Consider the following 16,268-nt stretch of genomic DNA (forward strand, 5'->3'; position numbering starts at 1 on the left):
AGTATGAGAGTAAAGAAGCTTGAATGTGAAAAAGAAGTTGTAAAGACTGAATATACTGAAAGGGATTTAAAGGCAGAGCTTAATTTCTATCTATCAGATAAGTTCATCCAAGACCTCTTTCTTTTAGATGAAATTAGCCTTGAAGAATATAGGAAAATTAGGAGAGAGAACATTAAAAAATTCAGACCTATTCTTTCAGAATTATTGCTATAAGACTTGATATATAGTCATTTGTACGGGAATATAGCACTAAGAGAAAGAGAGGTGAGACGATGAAAAAGATAACAAAAATAGAAGCAAATCAAAAAGAAGAATCTACATTAAGAGTTGCTGCCTATGCAAGAGTATCTACAGACGAGGAAGCTCAACTGGTGAGTCTTAAAACACAAAAGGCACACTACGAAAAGATGATAGCAGAGAACAATTCATATACTTTTGCAGGCCTATACTTTGACGAAGGCATCACTGGAACAAAGAAAGAATGTAGAGACGGTCTTCTAAAAATGCTAAAAGACTGTGAAGACGGAAAAATAGATTTTATCCTAACCAAATCAATCTCAAGGCTTGCAAGAAACACGACAGATTGTTTGGAAATCGTAAGGAGACTTCTCGATTTAAACATTGGTATCTATTTTGAAAAAGAAAACATTGATACAAGAACCATGGAAAGCGAGTTGATGTTATCCATACTTTCATCCCTTGCAGAAAGTGAGTCCAGGTCGATATCAGAAAATAACAAATGGTCCATAAAGAAAAGATTTCAAAATGGAACCTTTATCATATCAAGTCCACCCTATGGCTATGAGAATATAGACGGAAAGATGGTAGTGAATGAAGAAGAAGGAAAAATCATAAAAGAAATATTTGAACAGTATCTTTCAGGTAAGGGAACACATAAAATTGCAGAAGACTTAAATAAAAGAAAGATTAAAGGACAAAAAGGAGCAAAATGGCATGGATCGACTATAAACGGAATCTTAAAAAATGAAAAATATATAGGCGATGTCATCTACCAAAAGACCTATACAGATGAAAATTATAATAGACACAAGAATAAGGGAGAAGAAGACCAGTATAAGATAATAGACAACCATGAAGCCATTGTAAGTAGAGAGGACTTTGAGAAAGTTCAAGACCTAATAAGGATAAGGGCTATAGCAAAAGGAAATGGAGAAAACACTAAAAGATACCAAAATAGATATAGCCTATCGGGGAAAATAAAGTGTGGCGAGTGTGGTTCAAGCTTTAAAAGAAGACATCACTATAATGGCAAAGAAAAATATATAGCTTGGACTTGCAGTGAACACCTTAAAGATATTAATAAATGTTATATGAAGTTTATTAAAGACAAGGACATAAAACTGGCATTTGCGACTTTAGTAAACAAGCTAGTCTTTGGAAAAGATAGTATCCTTACACCACTCTTAGAATCCTTAAAGAGAGTGGACAGCAAGGAAGAAGTCGAGAAGATAAATGGAATTGAAGAAAGACTAGAAAAACTAAAGGAAAGAAAAGAGGTTCTAAGCAAACTAATAACTTCGGGAGTTTTAGATGCAAGTGTTTACGCAAAAGAAAGCAGTGAAATTTCTAGTGAAGAAAGTTATCTACTCAGGGAAAAGGAAAGAATTAAAAAAGCCATCCTTGGAAATGATGAAGAAATAAGAGAACTTGAAAAATTAATAGGAATCTTAGGAAAAAGTGAAATGATAGATCACTTTGAAGATGACTTGTTTGAAGAAATCATTGACCACATTCAAGTTGTTAATAGAGAGACCCTTGATTTTCATTTAAAGTGTGGACTTGTACTTAGAGAGGAAGTGAAAAATAATGTCTAGGTTATGTTATGGCTATACCATAAGAGACGGAAGATTAGAAATTCAAGAAAAAGAAGCGGAGAATATAAGAAAAATCTTTAAAAACTACCTTGCTGGCAATGCCCTTATAAAGTCAGCAGACCTTGCAGGCGTGAAGAAAAACAGCTCCAGTGTAAAAAGAATCCTTACCAATAAAAAGTATTTAGGAAATGAAATCTATCCCAAGATAATAGATAGAGAAAGCTTTGAAAAAGCAGGTCAAATGTTAAAAGAAAGGGCAGTGGCCATGGGACGAGTTTGGGAAAAGGAAGAAGAGATCATTAGAGTTCCATGCAAGTTTAGATACAAAAGTGAAGAAGTTCTACCACTAGATCCCTTTGAACGAGCGAGTTATAAGTATAGGTTAATCAAGGTGATAGATGATGAATAGCAAGGTCATAGTAATACCAGCGAAGAAGAAAAAAGGAAATTCCATCAAGGAATCAGAAAAGAAGAAACTGAGAGTGGCAGCTTATGCGAGGGTATCAACAGATAGCGATGAACAAGCAACTTCTTATGACACTCAAGTAGACCACTACACAAATTATATAAAGAAAAATCCAGATTGGGAATTTGCGGGAGTTTTTTCTGATGAAGGAATCAGTGGAACATATACCAAGAAAAGAGCTGGCTTTAATAAAATGATTGAAGAAGCCATGGAAGGAAATATCGACTACATCATTACAAAGTCCATATCGAGATTTGCCAGAAACACACTAGACTGTTTAAAGTATATTCGTAAACTAAAAGAAAACAACATCCCAGTCTATTTTGAAAAAGAAAACATCAACACCATGGACGCCAAGGGAGAAGTCCTCCTTACCATTATGGCATCTCTTGCTCAACAGGAAAGTCAGTCCTTATCTCAAAATGTAAAGTTAGGCGTTCAATATAGGTTTCAACAAGGTCAAGTCCAAGTAAACCATAATAGGTTTTTAGGCTATACAAAAGACGAAGAAGGAAAACTTGTCATTGTTCCTGAAGAAGCAAAAATTATAAAAAGGATCTACAGAGAATATTTAGAAGGAGCAAGCCTACGAGATATTAAGGAAGGGCTAGAGAAAGATAAGATAATAAATGGAGCAGGAAATAAGAAATGGCATGTATCGAACCTCAATCAAATATTAACTAATGAGAAATACATGGGGGATGCCCTCTTACAAAAGACTTATACAGTGGATTTCCTGAATAAGAAGAGAGTAAAAAATGATGGAATTGCACCTCAATATTATGTAGAAAATAGCCATGAAGCCATCATACCAAAAGAAATCTTCATGCGAGTCCAAGAAGAAATGGATAGACGAGCTAATATGGTAAGTGGCAAAGGAAAAAGAAGAATTTATTCCAGCAAATATGCCCTTTCAAGTATTGTCTACTGCTCAAAATGCGGCGATATTTACAGGAGAATAGCATGGAATAACAGAGGGAAAAAGTACACCGTTTGGAGGTGCTGCACAAGAGTAACCCATGGACCAGATGCCTGCCATGCGAGAACTATTAAAGAAGACGACCTACAAGAAGCAGTCGTAGAAGCAATCAATCAACTTATAGCTGAAAGCACAGAATTAAAAGAAATAATAAAAGAGAATGTAGAAAAAGCCATCATAGGTGATAGAAGTAGTGGAATAGAAGAAATAGACAAAGAAATGCTGAAGGTTCAAGAAGAACTTTTAAAAGTAGCTAATGCCAAAAAAGACTACACAGACCTTGCAAAAAGGGTGGAAGAGTTAAGAAATGAAAAAGATAAGATACTACTAAATATGGCAGAAGAGAAGAACGAACTAAGCAGACTAAAGGAATTAGAAGAGTTTTTAGATAATCAAGAATTAGAAATAGAAAGCTATGATTAAGAATTGGTAAGAAAACTTATAGAGAAGATTATAGTTTATGATGAAAGTCTTAAAGTGATATTCAAATCAGGACTTGAAGTTGAAATAGAAAATTGACAGGTATTAAAAGTAAATATACAATAAAAATAACAGTACCCGACACGCCTCTTAGTATAATGCGGACCAAGTCGGGTCTTTTGATTTTACTTAATAGACTTAATATAATTGGTATAATCTTATCATAAGCAATTGAGGATAATCGTAATTAAATAAAAAATAAGTAGCTAGGTTAATAACCACTTATTAGAAAATCCTGAAATTTCAAATATATCATCAATTGAGATGCTGGTAAATTTGCCCTCATATTTATTTTTGATGGAGCTAATTGATGAGATTAAAGACTGGTATTCTTTTTCGGGAATAACTAGTTTAAGGACCAGTATTAAATCGTGTAAATTTTTTCCAGTATAATTCTCATCAAAAAACTTTTCAAATATAGCGGTTTGACCAGCTTTATTCAATGAGAAAGAATACATGACTTCATCATGGGCACAAACATTTCTGAAAAAATTACAGATTTTAATTATGTCTATAAGTTCAGTTTTACTAATTTTTTCTTTAGAATGGTAACTATCTTTATATCTTTCACCAAAATCTCTAGCAATTTTATTTTGAAGAGATTCATCTAGGGAATTATAAAAATAAGATATATTTCCTAAAGTAAGGAAATTTACAAGAACCCAAAGAGGGATGTGGTCATGCTTTTTTATATAATGCTTAATAGGTTTCTTGCCATTTGAATTTTTATTTTCTCTACTTATGGCATTGGATAATGTCCCTATATTTTTCAAAACATAATTTAGCTGATGCTTTGATGCAGAATAATTTTCAATTTGTAAGTAAGGATATAGTCCATCTCTGTATAAGTCTGAAAAATGATAAGCACAGGATGTTTTTAGAAGTTTCTCAAAACGGAGTAGAGAAGAAAAAATAACTTCTTTTAATTCACGATCCATTTCATGAAGGGCATAAATTTCTTCAAAACTACTACCAGCTTTATATACATCTTCTACCTCATTAGAAGATTTATTGTCTAAAAATGGAGTTTTATAGCCATTGATAAGGTTATAATAATTAACTTGTGATAAAATGATCTTAGCATATTCTGGATTATTAATGTCTAAACCTCTATTTGAGAGTATTTCAATTTGTTCATCATAAGTTTTAAACGGTTTACTCATATACACACCTCATAAAAAAACGCCCCGCCACGTATGGCAAGGGCTTGTTCCTTAAGTAAATTATAGCAGAATTATACTTAAAGTCAAGGATTGTAAGAAATAATTTTTAGATATGTTCCCATATACGAGGCTTCCCTAAAAAATTACAATTTTATCCATACTGACCACTCAAGCCACGCAGAATGTATAAGTTTAATTTCAAAAACAAATTAAGTGGCTGTAAAAAATTAATAAGGATATTTAAAAACATGATAGAATTATAGCGATGATATGAAAGGATAGGTATAGTATTATGAATTTGTTACAGAAAGCAGCTGCAAATGAGTTAAAAAAAACAAATGAAAGAAAAAAGTTGACAATACGAAACCAGGTTGATGATAAATACGATGTTTATGAAATTCCATTATATCTTTTATATTACAACGACCAAAATGGACGTATAAATACTTTGTATAAAAAATACAGCTCTACTCATGGATTAATAAGTCCTAAACCAGGAGATTCAGAATACAACAAAATTTTTGAAAAATTCATTTTTGAATCTAACACTCAAGCAATGAAAGACACTAAACAATCTATTAAAGACAAGTCTCAACAAGAACCTGGAGTTGTTTTACCAGATGGTAGAGTAATTGATGGAAATAGAAGATTTACTGCTTTACGAATGATTGAAAGAGAACGCAATATTCCACAATATTTTAATGCAGTAATATTACCACTAGACCAAAAGTCAAAAACTGATGAGAAAATAATTAAAGAACTAGAGTTAGATTTACAATTAGGACGCGAGGAAAGAGTAAACTATGATCCTATTGATCGTATTTTTGATGTCTATAATACTATAGAAGTCGAAAAATTAATGACTGTTGAAGAATATAAAAAGGCATCTGGTGCAAAAAATACTCGAGGTATTAATCGAGACATAAGGCTGGCAGAATTGATTATAAAATTTATAGAAATTGTTTCTCCTGGAGGAAATCCTATTGATAAATTTTATTTAGCCAGAGACTTGAAGTTAGATGGACCTATTGAAGAAATAGAAGGTGAAATTAACAAATTAAAATCTGATAGAAAAGAAGAGATAAAAGATGCTGTATTGGTGTATTTAATAGCATCTAAGACAATTGAAAAACAAAAAGATTCTACTCGTATTATGAGAGACCTAAAAAATAATATAATAAAAGATAATGATAGATTACAATATTTTTTATCTTCTGCTGATGATAAAATTGATATTATTATGGATACGTTTGAGGATAATCCTATACAATCTTCTAATGAGCTTAAAACAGTTATTGAGCAGAATAATGAAGCAAGAGAAAGCGCAGCTAAACTAATTAGGTCTACAGATAGGCTTATCAATAAAGGAAAAATTGAAAATGAAAGGACTAAGACTTTAATAGAATTGGAAAATATAAGGGATTCATTATCAGAGATAGACCCAGAAGATTTTTCAGAATTGACACAAGATGAAAATATAGAAGTAAGAGAAATAATTAGTGAAATTACTGATATCTTATATAAATTAAAGAAGGAAATGTAGTTATGGCATTTTCAAGTGATATAAAAAATAAAATAAAACCTGAGTATTCTTCTAATTTAGTAGAAGAGTTTTATAGACCCTTATTAAGAGAGGCTGATTTATATCAACGAGTTTCTGGATATTTTAGTACATCAGGATTAGATTTATATTCAGAAAGTTTAGAAGAACTAGCAAAAAATGGCGGCAGCTTAGAATTTATTATTTCAAAGGAAATAAGCAAGGAAGACTATGACAGAATTAAGGCTGGTTATGATTTGCTAGAAGAAATTAAACCACTTAATCTTGCACAAAGAAATGAACGACTGACCTCTAAAACCCAACAACAACTTGGTAATTTAGCCTTTATGATTGCAATGGGAAGGGCTAGAATAAAAATAGCCCTAACTAACAAAGGACTTTTCCACGATAAATTTGGAATAATTACGTCAGGAAGTGAAAAAGTATTTTTTAATGGGTCTGCCAATGAAACGGAAAATGGCATGCAAATAAATTATGAGAGTATAAGTGTTGATACTTCTTGGGACTCAAGTGAGAATGTTCAATATAGAATCAATTCTAATCAAGAGAGATTTGAAAGATTATGGAATGACAAAGAGGACGGAGTTAAGGTTGTAGAAGTTTCTGATATAGCCTATGAAGAAATAGCCAAATATCAATCACAGTCTAATATAAAAGAGATAATTAAGATTGATGACCAGGATAGCAAATTAGCTCAGTATGATAATGCAATATTATTTAAGTATTTAAATGATACTGTAATTCGAATTGATTCCACCGATATCAAATTATCGCTTAATGACAGAAAATTAAAACCAGGTAGTGACTTATCAAGATTCTTTGAAGAAGACTATTCTACTATAAAAAAATCAACAACTTATAGAGACATAGAAAGAATTATTAAAGTTACCGAAGAAAGAGCTGAAAGAAAAAATATAGAAGTTATAGTTAGTAAAGCAGTCTCAGAGTATCTTCAACAATATAAATATTCGATAGAAAAATATAAAATCTTAGGAGATGTATTTAAAGGTGAATTAGTAGATTTTCCTACTGACAAGAAAGATTTTTATAAAGAATTTTCAAAAGTAGTTCAGTCTGAGGTCAGCAGGCCGCTTTATGAAATTCACTTAAGATCTGCATACTTTATGTACGAAATGGCCCGAGCTGCAAACTTTTCTGTCCCTGGAGCTGGTAAAACTGCAATGTTACTTGGAGTATTTGCGTATTTAAATAGAGAAAATGCACCATTTAATGAAAAGATAGATAGATTGCTAGTAGTATCTCCATTGAATGCTTTTGATAGCTGGAAAAGAGAATTTAAAGCTGTTTTTGGTGATAAAAAGGTTCTTAGATCAATCGATTCACAAACTTCGTCAGATTTTGGATATGATTTATCAGTTAATTGGGGCGTGAGCAATTTGGTTTTAGTTAATTACGAGTCATTACCAAAATATTTGTCGAAGCTAAATGAAAATATAGATACTAATACAATGCTTGTATTTGATGAGGTTCACAGAGTAAAAAATCCAGAGGGAACTAGAGCAGGAAAAGCTTTAGAGTTATCAAAAAAACCTAAATTTAAATATGTATTAACAGGTACTCCAATTCCTAACACCTATCAAGATATCTATAATTTTCTACACATTTTGTATGGTAACGAGTACAATTCATATTTTGGATGGGACCTTGGTTATTTATATGATCCAAAAATAAGGCAAATTAAAGATATAAACTCTAAGTTATATCCGTTTTTTTGGAGGACAAACAAAAAAGATTTAAACGTTCCAGTGGCTGAAGAAGATTATATAGAAATAGTAGGGGCAAGCCCTGAACAACTAGCTTTAGCTGAACTTATTTATTCAAATGAGGAGTCTAGTCTAGCAAAATTGATAAGACTTATTCAAGCCTCAACTAATCCGGCTCTTGTAAATAGAAAAATTAATTATAATGAGTTAATGTCTTATGACGATGACGGAGATATACACACAATAACAGAAAAGGAATTTAATTCTTTATTGTATAAAAATGGGAAAAAGAATTCAGAAAATTTATACTCAGACCTAGATTTGGAAAATATGAGATCGCCTAAATTTGACAAAGGAATTGAATTAGTTGAAAAACTTGTTAAAGAAGGCAAAAAGGTTTTAGTATGGGGTATCTTCGTTGATACGCTTTATAAGATAACGAACACCATAAAAGAAAAAGGAATCAAAGTTAACCTAGTGTATGGTGGTACCAATAAGCTTGAGAGAACGATGTTAATTGATGAATTTAGAGATGGAGATGTACAGGTTTTAGTTTCTAATCCACAAACTTTAGGGGAGTCGATTTCATTACATCAAACAGTTCACGATGCAGTTTATTTTGAATATAATTTCAATTTAACTTTTATGTTGCAATCTAGAGATAGAATTCACCGTTTAGGACTTAAAGAAAACCAATATACAAGATATTATTATTTACAAACAGCATCAGAATATTTAGATAGTTATCGCCCTGGATATATTGATGAAAAAATATACGATCGCTTAAAATACAAGGAAAGATTAATGTATGAAGCTATTGACGATAAAACTCTATCAATAGAATATAGTGAAAATGAAATACTAGATGCAATAAAAATTATTGATGAAGAAAGGCAAAGAATGAATAGAAATCATGAGTAAATCAAAAATTAAAGTTGTTGATTTATTTGCTGGTGTAGGAGGATTTCACCTCGGCTTATCAAGGGCAAGTGACCAATATGAAGTAGTTTGGGCTAACCAATATGAGCCATCTAGGAAAAATCAGTTTGCTTATAATATTTATAAAAAGAATTTTCCTAATACACCAATAAGCAATGAAGATATAAAAGAAGTAAATAAAGATGAGATTCCAGATATGGATTTGTTAGTTGCAGGATTTCCCTGCCAGGATTATTCAGTTGCAACATCTGGAGCCAAGGGTATTGAAGGACAAAAAGGAGTGCTTTGGTGGGAAATTCATAAAGTTTTATCAACAAAGGAACCGAACTATTTACTACTTGAAAATGTTGATAGATTATTGACATCTCCTGGGGTAAATAAACAAGCTGGTCGCGACTTTGGAATTATACTGAGAACTTTATCTGACTTAGGTTATGGAGTTTCTTGGAAAATGATAAATGCAGCAGATTATGGATACCCTCAAAGGAGAAGAAGGACGTTTATATTTGCATTTAGAAAAGAAACTAGATTTTTTGATAATGTAATTAAAATATCAAAAGAAGATGATGATAAAATTGGGGACTTTATAAAAATAATGCCTCCATTTTCAAATACTATGACAAATGAATTATTAGCTAGCATTGAAAAAGTCGATTTAAATTCAATTGAACCAATAGAAGAATTCTCAAATAACTTTTCAGTAAAAAAAGGTTTTAGAAAGACTGGAATTATGGTTAATGGAAAAGTTTTTATGGCTGACTACACTCCTGAATTTAGAGAAGAGACGGCAATTGGAGACTTATTAATATCAAATAATAGCGATGAAAGTCTTTATCTAAGTTCAGAAAAGATTGAAAAATTTATAAAGCAGAAGAAGGGATTTCAAGAAATAAAGACCTCACGTACAGGACATAAATATAAGTATGGAATGGGCAGTATGCAATTTCCGGACTCACTTGATAAACCAGCTAGAACTATAGTGACATCTGAATCCACAGTGTCAAGGATGACTCATGTGATTAAAGATTCCGGAAATAATCGATTAAGAGTTCTTTCGCCAATAGAAACTGAAAGGATCAACACATTTCCAGATGATTGGACTAAATTAGAAGGCGTTAATAATTCAAATAGGTATTTTACAATGGGGAATGCACTAGTAGTAGATTTAGTTAAAGAAATAGGAAATGAAATATTAAAAATTATAAATAAAGATTGTTCCTGAAAATTATCAATTGTATTACTGGAAAATATAAAATAACTATCTAATTAATTATCTTGTGATAATTAATTAGGAATAATGAAAAAACTAAGGGATAAAGCAAAGAACTTCCTTATCTAGGAGGGGGTTAGGTGGATTCCATTTAAAAATGGAGATATAAAATGTTAAATGGACAAGGCAGGAGAAAATATTTAATCTACTTTATAATAATGTTTGTTCTTATGATTATTTTTTTAAGCTACGCTTTTAAGCACCCAGAGGCAAGTATTAGGATTCCAGTTGCTGTCCTACACATTTTTTATCTTATATATGTAATAGGAATGCTTGCTTGTCTTGTAAAATTTCTTAAAAGTAAAAAATAAATTATTAATTACAATAAATTTTTAAATTAAAAAATTTAGATAAGGTCAAAGGGAAAGACGATTAAGAAAATATCTTAGTCGTTTTTTTGAATCTTGTATTTTTAAGATAAAAGGACAAATAAAATTGCAATAATTAGAAAAAAGTATTAAGTTACTTAGAAAAAGATTGTAAAAAAATGATATTATCTATTTAGAGGAAATATTAAATATAGACTTAAAGTACATTTGTAAAATTTTAAGGGGGATAATTTATGAGAAAAAGAAAGAGGTATAAAAAGAAGAGGAAAAAGCTATTTATTTTGCTACTTCTTTTAGTTTTGCTCTGTCCCATAACTTATCGCTACAAGGATGGTGGCACTGTTTCTTATAAGGCTATTTTATATTCCTACACTAAGTACCACAGGATGGAAGAGGATGAGTCCTATTTTACAGGAAGAGAATTTTTAGTTTTCCCCTTTAATTTTCTAAATTAAAAGGATTAAAATATAGTAAGAAGGAGGCAGGGCATGGGACAAATTATTGAGTTTCCAGATGACAAAAAGTCGAGGGAGAGGATCCAAGAGCTTAAAAAAACTTTGGAGGACCTTGTTTTTGAAAGGGATAATCTTAAGTTTGTTATTTGTGAAAATATTAAGACTGCATATATGCTTACTTTTGGCAGCTTGGAGTACAAGCTTTACAAGGCCTATTGCAAGTATCTTCGCTTGAAGAGAAAAAGAGATATGATTCAGGCGAAAAAGAACCGTCAAGAAAAAATTAGGATGGAAGTTATTGACAAGAAGCTTGATGAAGAATTTGCCGACTACAAAAAGAAGTTAGATGAAAAAGTTGATGAGATCAACCATGTTCTAGAGCGTTCAAAGGGTGAATTGCTATCTGAGGAAGATGCTAGGCTCCTTAAAAAACTTTACAAAAATATTGTCAAGAGGTTACATCCAGACATCAATCCTTTGATTACAGATACAGAAAAGGAATTATTTTACAATGCAACTGAAGCCTACAAGGATGGCGACCTTGCAAGTCTTCAAATTATTTACGACATAGTTTGTAGTGGCGATGACAAAGATAAGGGAGACCTTACCGGCAAGTCCCTAGAAGATGAAGTAAAAAGGCTAGAGGATTTGGTGGATCAAGTTCAAAGAGACATTGACCTAATTAAGTCAACGCCGCCCTATAGCTTAAGCATTTATGTAGAAGACGAGAAGAAAAAGGCAGAGAAGTTAAGGGACTTAGAGAGAGATTTAAAGAGTTTTGAAGATGCAATAGACACGCAAGAAGAGTGCATTAATGAACTGATGAGGGATGAATCATGAGCGACTTAGTAAAAATAGATAATGGCGATTTAATTGAATATCTCATGAAGACTGGAAGTGGTCTTGACTTGCCCAAACCCTTTGAGAGAGATATTTATCTTTTTGACACCTATGTTGCTGGCACGACACACATTGAAGGTATTGAAAATATTGGTGAAAGCCTCAAAGATGGCGATCGCTTAGTTTTTTATCGCGAGCCAGAAAATGAACACGACCCCCAAGCCATTCGCATAGAAACTTTGGGGAAAGAAAAAATCGGCTATGTCCCTCATAAAGATAATGTCATCTTTTCACGACTAATGGATGCTGGCAAGGTCCTCTTTGCCAAAGTTGTAGAAAAGGAAATGCGAGGCAAGTGGCTCAAGATAAAAATTAAAATCTACCTTCATGAGAGCTAGGGGAAATATTTGAAGTATAAAAAAGATTTAGATAAATAAAAATTATAATTATTTATTGACTTAAAGAATTATGGTATTAATAAAAAATAAAATATAGTCAGCTCTAATGGACGCTGATTTTTTTATGTAAAGGAAAATTTACAGGCTATGGCAGAAATTTTATAAAAGTAATATTTTTTAGAAATTACTTTTGTGATAAAATAGCTTAAAAGAACACTTTATCTTGTTAAAGGATATTGGAGGATATTATGATTGATAAAATTATTGACGACAATGAAAATATATTGTGGAGAGGAAAGCCCAATGCCTTTCTATATATTATAGGCAAGCCAAGCATTTATTTGATTGCATTAATTTGGGGGATCTTTGACTTCTTTTTTATTTCTAATTTTTTTAGAGAATTTAGCTTTATGAATGGATTTTTCAGAGAATTTAGCTTTATGAATGGTTTTTTTATAATTTTCTTTATAGTTCATCTTTTCCCTGTCTGGTTTGCAATTTTAATGCCAATTTACAGGATTTTTAATTATGGAACTATGGAGTATGCAATTACAGACAGGAGAGTTTACATCAGCCAGGGCATTTTTGGAAGAGATGTAAATAATTATGAGCACAGAGAGCTTACAAATTTGAAAGTAAATGTAAATTTTATGGAAAACATCAAGGGACTTGGCACAATTATCCTAGCTTATAAGGGCGAAGAGGGAAATTCATCTTACAGCTTTAAGGCTGATAACAATAAATTTATTTCCATTGAAGACCCCTACAACGTTTACAAACTTCTTAAAAAAGTATCTCTCGATGTTACAACAGACCAAGCCTATCCCAATGCATATAGACCTGAAGAAAACACTGGCTACAATACAAAATATAAAAACATGTAAAAAAGAAAAGTCGCTGAATGAAAAATTCATTATTCAGCGACTTTTTTAGGTTAAATAAGAATAGTACTCTGTGTAATTTTTAATTAATAACCAAATAAGTAAATGGAAGATTCATAAACTTTATTGTCCACGATTTTTCTTGCACAAGCGTAACCGCCCTTTTTGCAATCTTTATTGAGAAGGTTGGCATTGTGTCCAGGAGATTTTATCCATCTTGTTAGTGAATCCTCGTTAACATCACCTTTTACAATTCCTACACTATAATAGGAAAGAGCTAGGTTTTCCCCGAGAGAATTGTTGTATCCACCAGGGCTATTGTGGTCGCCATCGCCAGTATTTATAAACTTTTCAACTTCTTCTTGAGCTCTAAGAAGTGCAAGTTTGTTTAGCTTTTCATCTTCTTTAACAACGCCTATTGACTTTGAAGCCCTATAGTCGTTTAACTTTTTCATAAATACTTTTGAATCTCCAACTGAATTAACATTTATTTCAGGCTCCTGTTTTGCACCCTTTGCCTTATTTGCCTTTTTGTTGCCTGCATTATTTGCTGCATTTTTTGCGTAAGTCAAATTAACATCTAAATCAAAATTTTTCCAATTCAAATTGTAGCCCAAGGCTTTAGATAAATTTTCAATTGGAGCCATTGTGTCATCATCCTCTTCACAGAAGTATGGCATATTTATTTCTGCTGGAAGTTTTTCTGTCCTGCCATCTATAATTATTGAAGAGTTTTTTTGGGAGGCAGAAGGTTGAATTTGTCCTACAGCAAAAGAAACTGTTAAAAAACTCAATAAAACTAAGGATGCTGCAATAAATTTTCTAAAACTAAATTTTGTATTTGTTAAATTGAACCTTTTCATAATCCCCCTCCAAATATTATAAATTTTATTTTAAAACTAATAGTCCATCTAAGTGGTAGAATCGATTATATTATATACATACCATAGAAGAGACTATTTAAACAAAAATAAATAAATTTTTTCAAATTGTTTTTATTTATAAAACAATTCCTTCTGTTGAATTAAAAATAACAGTAAAATACATAATTATCAAGAATAAAATAAAAAATATTTTTGTACTATTTAGATACATTATAGACTTAGGCATACAATTAACTCGGATGGAAATAATGTACCACCAAAATAATACATTTAAAAAATAAATAAATACACGATTTCCATAGACTTTTTACATCTCCCAAATTGCGTTGTAGAGAAAGTTTCATTTTAATTAATATTGTTTTTTTGTAGATTAAACAGATATAATATAATTGAAAAGAGAAAAGAAATTATAAATGTGATAAAATGTTTTTAGAAATGAAAAGGGGGATATTATGTCAGAAAATAAAAAAATCGCCATTCAAGAAACTTATGGCGAAAGATTTCAATATTGTTGGGGTTGCGGTCCTAAAAATCACGAGGGTATGCATTTAAAATCTTATCCATCAGAAGATGGAAGTGAGTGCATAGCAAAGCTTACTCCTGATTCAGTTTACACTGGTGGCGTTCCTAAGAATCTTTTTGGTGGAATGATTGCCATGCTTTTCGACTGCCATGGAACTGCATCTGCTGCCTGGTTTAAACACCACGACCTAGGTCATGACCTAACTGAAGACACAGTAATCGGTCGCTTCATCACTGCAAGACTTGAAGTTGATTTTAAAAAGCCAACTCCAATGGATACTGAAATTACAATTACTGCCACTGCTGAAGAAATTGGCGAAAGAAAAGTTATCGTAAACATGGTAATGGAAGCTGATGGGGAAGTTCGTGCAAAGGCAAAGATGGTTGCCGTTGGTGTAAAGGACAATATGTAATTTTTTAAAGAGACTTTAGAGGTCTCTTTTTTTCTATTAATTTTTATAATTTTCCCGGCAAAAATGATAAAATGAAGAGAAAATAAATTGAAATTTTAGTAGGAGTTTTTATGAGTTTAAAAAATAAAAAAATTGCATATATTTTTCTTTATCTTGCCTCCTTTGCTATAAGCTTTGGAATTTTAGTCTTAGTTAATAAAATTGAATTTGTTCCAATAGCGAATAATCTCCTCCTAGGATTTGGTTTTTTACTTTTTATTGGTCTTCAAATTTTTTCTATCTACAAGTTTACAAAATTAAAAATTAATAAGTACAGTAAAATATTTATCTTCATCCTAATTCTAATTATAGGAGGAATTTTTGCCTTTTATATATTTTTAGCCTCTGTCTTTTCGGGCAAAGAAGAGAATCGAAGTTTAATTTATGATGGCGAAAAATATTATATTTTAAATGTGGGCTGGATGGATCCTCTTTATGAAGTCTACAGAAAAAATTTCATCACCATGGATAAGTTAGATAAAGAAAGGCTTGGCGAGATTTTTTCTGATTTGAGTAAAGTTAAAGATGAGGACCAGAGAGAAATTTTAAAATTTTTAATTTATGGAAGGGAAAATTTTACAAAAGAAGAAAAAGAAGAAGATAATCACCATGTAAAGGAAAATCATCAAGTAGAAGAAAAACCTGAAGAAAAAAATCTAGCAGAAGATAAAAATGAATTTTTAAAAAATTTTACAGCAGAAGACGCCATAAAAATAGAAAATTCAGACTATGGACTTCTTGAAGTAGACCATGCAGGGGCAAGGAGTCGCTGGTTCTTCGTAAAAATAAAAGGCGATGACATGAAATTTATTTCAGAATTAGAAGAAACAAGTCCAGAAGTCAGTGTAAGAGTTGATGAAAATGGAATTATTTATTTAAAGTTTAGAGACATAAATAAAAATGAGACTAGCTATATTTCAAGAGACGGCGGCAGAACTTTTGAAAAATGAGGAGAAAATATGGAATTTATTCTTGGTATTATTGCAATATTTTTTGCGATTAAAAATATAATAGCTTGGACTCATGGAAAGGATCCACAAAAGTATAGATTTTTGAGCCTTGCCTTTACATCTCTTACAATTTTTTTTTT

The 16,268-nt window shown here is 31.4% G+C and carries 15 protein-coding genes and 1 pseudogene; 14 read left to right on the forward strand and 2 right to left on the reverse strand.

The annotated features are described in order from the left end of the window. The first annotated feature begins 3 nt into the window (after positions 1-3). The 4 genes and pseudogenes from HMPREF2801_RS07465 (at position 4) to HMPREF2801_RS07480 (ending at position 3,799) form a co-directional block, all read left to right on the forward strand. Positions 4-213, forward strand: coding sequence for an SHOCT domain-containing protein (locus HMPREF2801_RS07465; protein ID WP_070611521.1), 210 nt, complete (start codon positions 4-6; stop codon positions 211-213). Positions 214-272: 59 nt separating this feature from the next. Continuing rightward, the gene (locus HMPREF2801_RS07470; protein WP_070611523.1) at positions 273-1,835 is read left to right on the forward strand and encodes a recombinase family protein; all 1,563 of its coding nucleotides are present in this window, start codon (positions 273-275) and stop codon (positions 1,833-1,835) included. Next, the gene (locus tag HMPREF2801_RS07475; protein WP_019131795.1) at positions 1,828-2,244 is read left to right on the forward strand and encodes a recombinase family protein; all 417 of its coding nucleotides are present in this window, start codon (positions 1,828-1,830) and stop codon (positions 2,242-2,244) included. Before HMPREF2801_RS07470 ends, HMPREF2801_RS07475 begins: the two co-directional genes overlap by 8 nt. Then, a pseudogene (locus HMPREF2801_RS07480) lies at positions 2,237-3,799 on the forward strand (recombinase family protein). Before HMPREF2801_RS07475 ends, HMPREF2801_RS07480 begins: the two are co-directional and overlap by 8 nt. A gap of 167 nt (positions 3,800-3,966) precedes the next feature. Here the strand turns inward: HMPREF2801_RS07480 and HMPREF2801_RS07485 are convergent. After that, positions 3,967-4,923 carry an Abi family protein gene (locus tag HMPREF2801_RS07485; protein ID WP_070611525.1) on the reverse strand — a complete coding sequence of 319 codons (957 nt, stop codon included), beginning with the start codon at positions 4,921-4,923 and terminating at the stop codon, positions 3,967-3,969. Positions 4,924-5,215: 292 nt separating this feature from the next. Here HMPREF2801_RS07485 and HMPREF2801_RS07490 point away from each other — a divergent pair, with 292 nt between their 5' ends. From HMPREF2801_RS07490 to HMPREF2801_RS07525, 8 genes are all read left to right on the forward strand, one after another. After that, positions 5,216-6,466, forward strand: coding sequence for a ParB N-terminal domain-containing protein (locus HMPREF2801_RS07490; RefSeq protein ID WP_070611528.1), 1,251 nt, complete (start codon positions 5,216-5,218; stop codon positions 6,464-6,466). A gap of 2 nt (positions 6,467-6,468) precedes the next feature. Then, positions 6,469-9,129 carry an SNF2-related protein gene (locus tag HMPREF2801_RS07495; RefSeq protein ID WP_070611530.1) on the forward strand — a complete coding sequence of 887 codons (2,661 nt, stop codon included), beginning with the start codon at positions 6,469-6,471 and terminating at the stop codon, positions 9,127-9,129. Further along, on the forward strand, positions 9,122-10,369 hold the full coding sequence (gene dcm, locus HMPREF2801_RS07500; protein ID WP_070611532.1) for a DNA (cytosine-5-)-methyltransferase: 1,248 nt from the start codon (positions 9,122-9,124) through the stop codon (positions 10,367-10,369). Before HMPREF2801_RS07495 ends, dcm begins: the two co-directional genes overlap by 8 nt. A gap of 158 nt (positions 10,370-10,527) precedes the next feature. Then, a complete protein-coding gene (locus HMPREF2801_RS07505; protein ID WP_070611535.1) occupies positions 10,528-10,728 on the forward strand; it encodes a hypothetical protein in 201 nt (66 codons plus the stop codon). A 251-nt stretch (positions 10,729-10,979) separates the two neighbouring features. Then, positions 10,980-11,201 carry a hypothetical protein gene (locus HMPREF2801_RS07510; protein WP_070611537.1) on the forward strand — a complete coding sequence of 74 codons (222 nt, stop codon included), beginning with the start codon at positions 10,980-10,982 and terminating at the stop codon, positions 11,199-11,201. A 33-nt stretch (positions 11,202-11,234) separates the two neighbouring features. Beyond that, entirely contained in the window at positions 11,235-12,041 is an 807-nt protein-coding gene (locus HMPREF2801_RS07515) for a molecular chaperone DnaJ (protein ID WP_070611539.1), read from the forward strand. Further along, positions 12,038-12,439 (forward strand): HIRAN domain-containing protein, encoded by a 402-nt coding sequence (locus tag HMPREF2801_RS07520; RefSeq protein ID WP_070611541.1) that lies wholly within the window; start codon positions 12,038-12,040, stop codon positions 12,437-12,439. Before HMPREF2801_RS07515 ends, HMPREF2801_RS07520 begins: the two co-directional genes overlap by 4 nt. A gap of 248 nt (positions 12,440-12,687) precedes the next feature. Beyond that, complete coding sequence (locus tag HMPREF2801_RS07525) at positions 12,688-13,323, forward strand: PH domain-containing protein (RefSeq protein WP_070611543.1); 636 nt, start codon at positions 12,688-12,690, stop codon at positions 13,321-13,323. Between the two features lie 83 nt (positions 13,324-13,406). Here the strand turns inward: HMPREF2801_RS07525 and HMPREF2801_RS07530 are convergent, their stop codons facing one another. Beyond that, on the reverse strand, positions 13,407-14,183 hold the full coding sequence (locus tag HMPREF2801_RS07530) for a CAP domain-containing protein (RefSeq protein ID WP_070611545.1): 777 nt from the start codon (positions 14,181-14,183) through the stop codon (positions 13,407-13,409). Between the two features lie 473 nt (positions 14,184-14,656). On the opposite strand from HMPREF2801_RS07530, the gene HMPREF2801_RS07535 reads away from it, so the two are divergent. Together HMPREF2801_RS07535 and HMPREF2801_RS07540 are read left to right on the forward strand one after the other, a co-directional pair. After that, positions 14,657-15,139: an acyl-CoA thioesterase gene (locus HMPREF2801_RS07535; RefSeq protein WP_070611547.1), complete on the forward strand. Its 483-nt coding sequence runs from the start codon at positions 14,657-14,659 to the stop codon at positions 15,137-15,139. Positions 15,140-15,249: 110 nt separating this feature from the next. Further along, the gene (locus HMPREF2801_RS07540) at positions 15,250-16,128 is read left to right on the forward strand and encodes a hypothetical protein (protein ID WP_070611549.1); all 879 of its coding nucleotides are present in this window, start codon (positions 15,250-15,252) and stop codon (positions 16,126-16,128) included. The last annotated feature ends 140 nt before the right edge of the window (positions 16,129-16,268 follow it).

The organism is Peptoniphilus sp. HMSC062D09 (assembly GCF_001811425.1).
GTDB lineage: Bacteria > Bacillota > Clostridia > Tissierellales > Peptoniphilaceae > Peptoniphilus_A.

What these genes read in the sequence shown, in the direction of transcription:
- HMPREF2801_RS07515 (WP_070611539.1), top strand. Translation starts at nt 11,235, where the DNA reads ATGGGACAAATTATTGAGTTTCCAGATGACAAAAAGTCGAGGGAGAGG.
- HMPREF2801_RS07535 (WP_070611547.1), top strand. Translation starts at nt 14,657, where the DNA reads ATGTCAGAAAATAAAAAAATCGCCATTCAAGAAACTTATGGCGAAAGA.
- HMPREF2801_RS07505 (WP_070611535.1), top strand. Translation starts at nt 10,528, where the DNA reads ATGTTAAATGGACAAGGCAGGAGAAAATATTTAATCTACTTTATAATA.
- HMPREF2801_RS07465 (WP_070611521.1), top strand. Translation starts at nt 4, where the DNA reads ATGAGAGTAAAGAAGCTTGAATGTGAAAAAGAAGTTGTAAAGACTGAA.
- HMPREF2801_RS07485 (WP_070611525.1), bottom strand. Translation starts at nt 4,923, where the DNA reads ATGAGTAAACCGTTTAAAACTTATGATGAACAAATTGAAATACTCTCA.
- HMPREF2801_RS07520 (WP_070611541.1), top strand. Translation starts at nt 12,038, where the DNA reads ATGAGCGACTTAGTAAAAATAGATAATGGCGATTTAATTGAATATCTC.
- HMPREF2801_RS07475 (WP_019131795.1), top strand. Translation starts at nt 1,828, where the DNA reads ATGTCTAGGTTATGTTATGGCTATACCATAAGAGACGGAAGATTAGAA.
- HMPREF2801_RS07530 (WP_070611545.1), bottom strand. Translation starts at nt 14,183, where the DNA reads ATGAAAAGGTTCAATTTAACAAATACAAAATTTAGTTTTAGAAAATTT.
- dcm (WP_070611532.1), top strand. Translation starts at nt 9,122, where the DNA reads ATGAGTAAATCAAAAATTAAAGTTGTTGATTTATTTGCTGGTGTAGGA.
- HMPREF2801_RS07495 (WP_070611530.1), top strand. Translation starts at nt 6,469, where the DNA reads ATGGCATTTTCAAGTGATATAAAAAATAAAATAAAACCTGAGTATTCT.
- HMPREF2801_RS07470 (WP_070611523.1), top strand. Translation starts at nt 273, where the DNA reads ATGAAAAAGATAACAAAAATAGAAGCAAATCAAAAAGAAGAATCTACA.
- HMPREF2801_RS07540 (WP_070611549.1), top strand. Translation starts at nt 15,250, where the DNA reads ATGAGTTTAAAAAATAAAAAAATTGCATATATTTTTCTTTATCTTGCC.
- HMPREF2801_RS07525 (WP_070611543.1), top strand. Translation starts at nt 12,688, where the DNA reads ATGATTGATAAAATTATTGACGACAATGAAAATATATTGTGGAGAGGA.
- HMPREF2801_RS07490 (WP_070611528.1), top strand. Translation starts at nt 5,216, where the DNA reads ATGAATTTGTTACAGAAAGCAGCTGCAAATGAGTTAAAAAAAACAAAT.
- HMPREF2801_RS07510 (WP_070611537.1), top strand. Translation starts at nt 10,980, where the DNA reads ATGAGAAAAAGAAAGAGGTATAAAAAGAAGAGGAAAAAGCTATTTATT.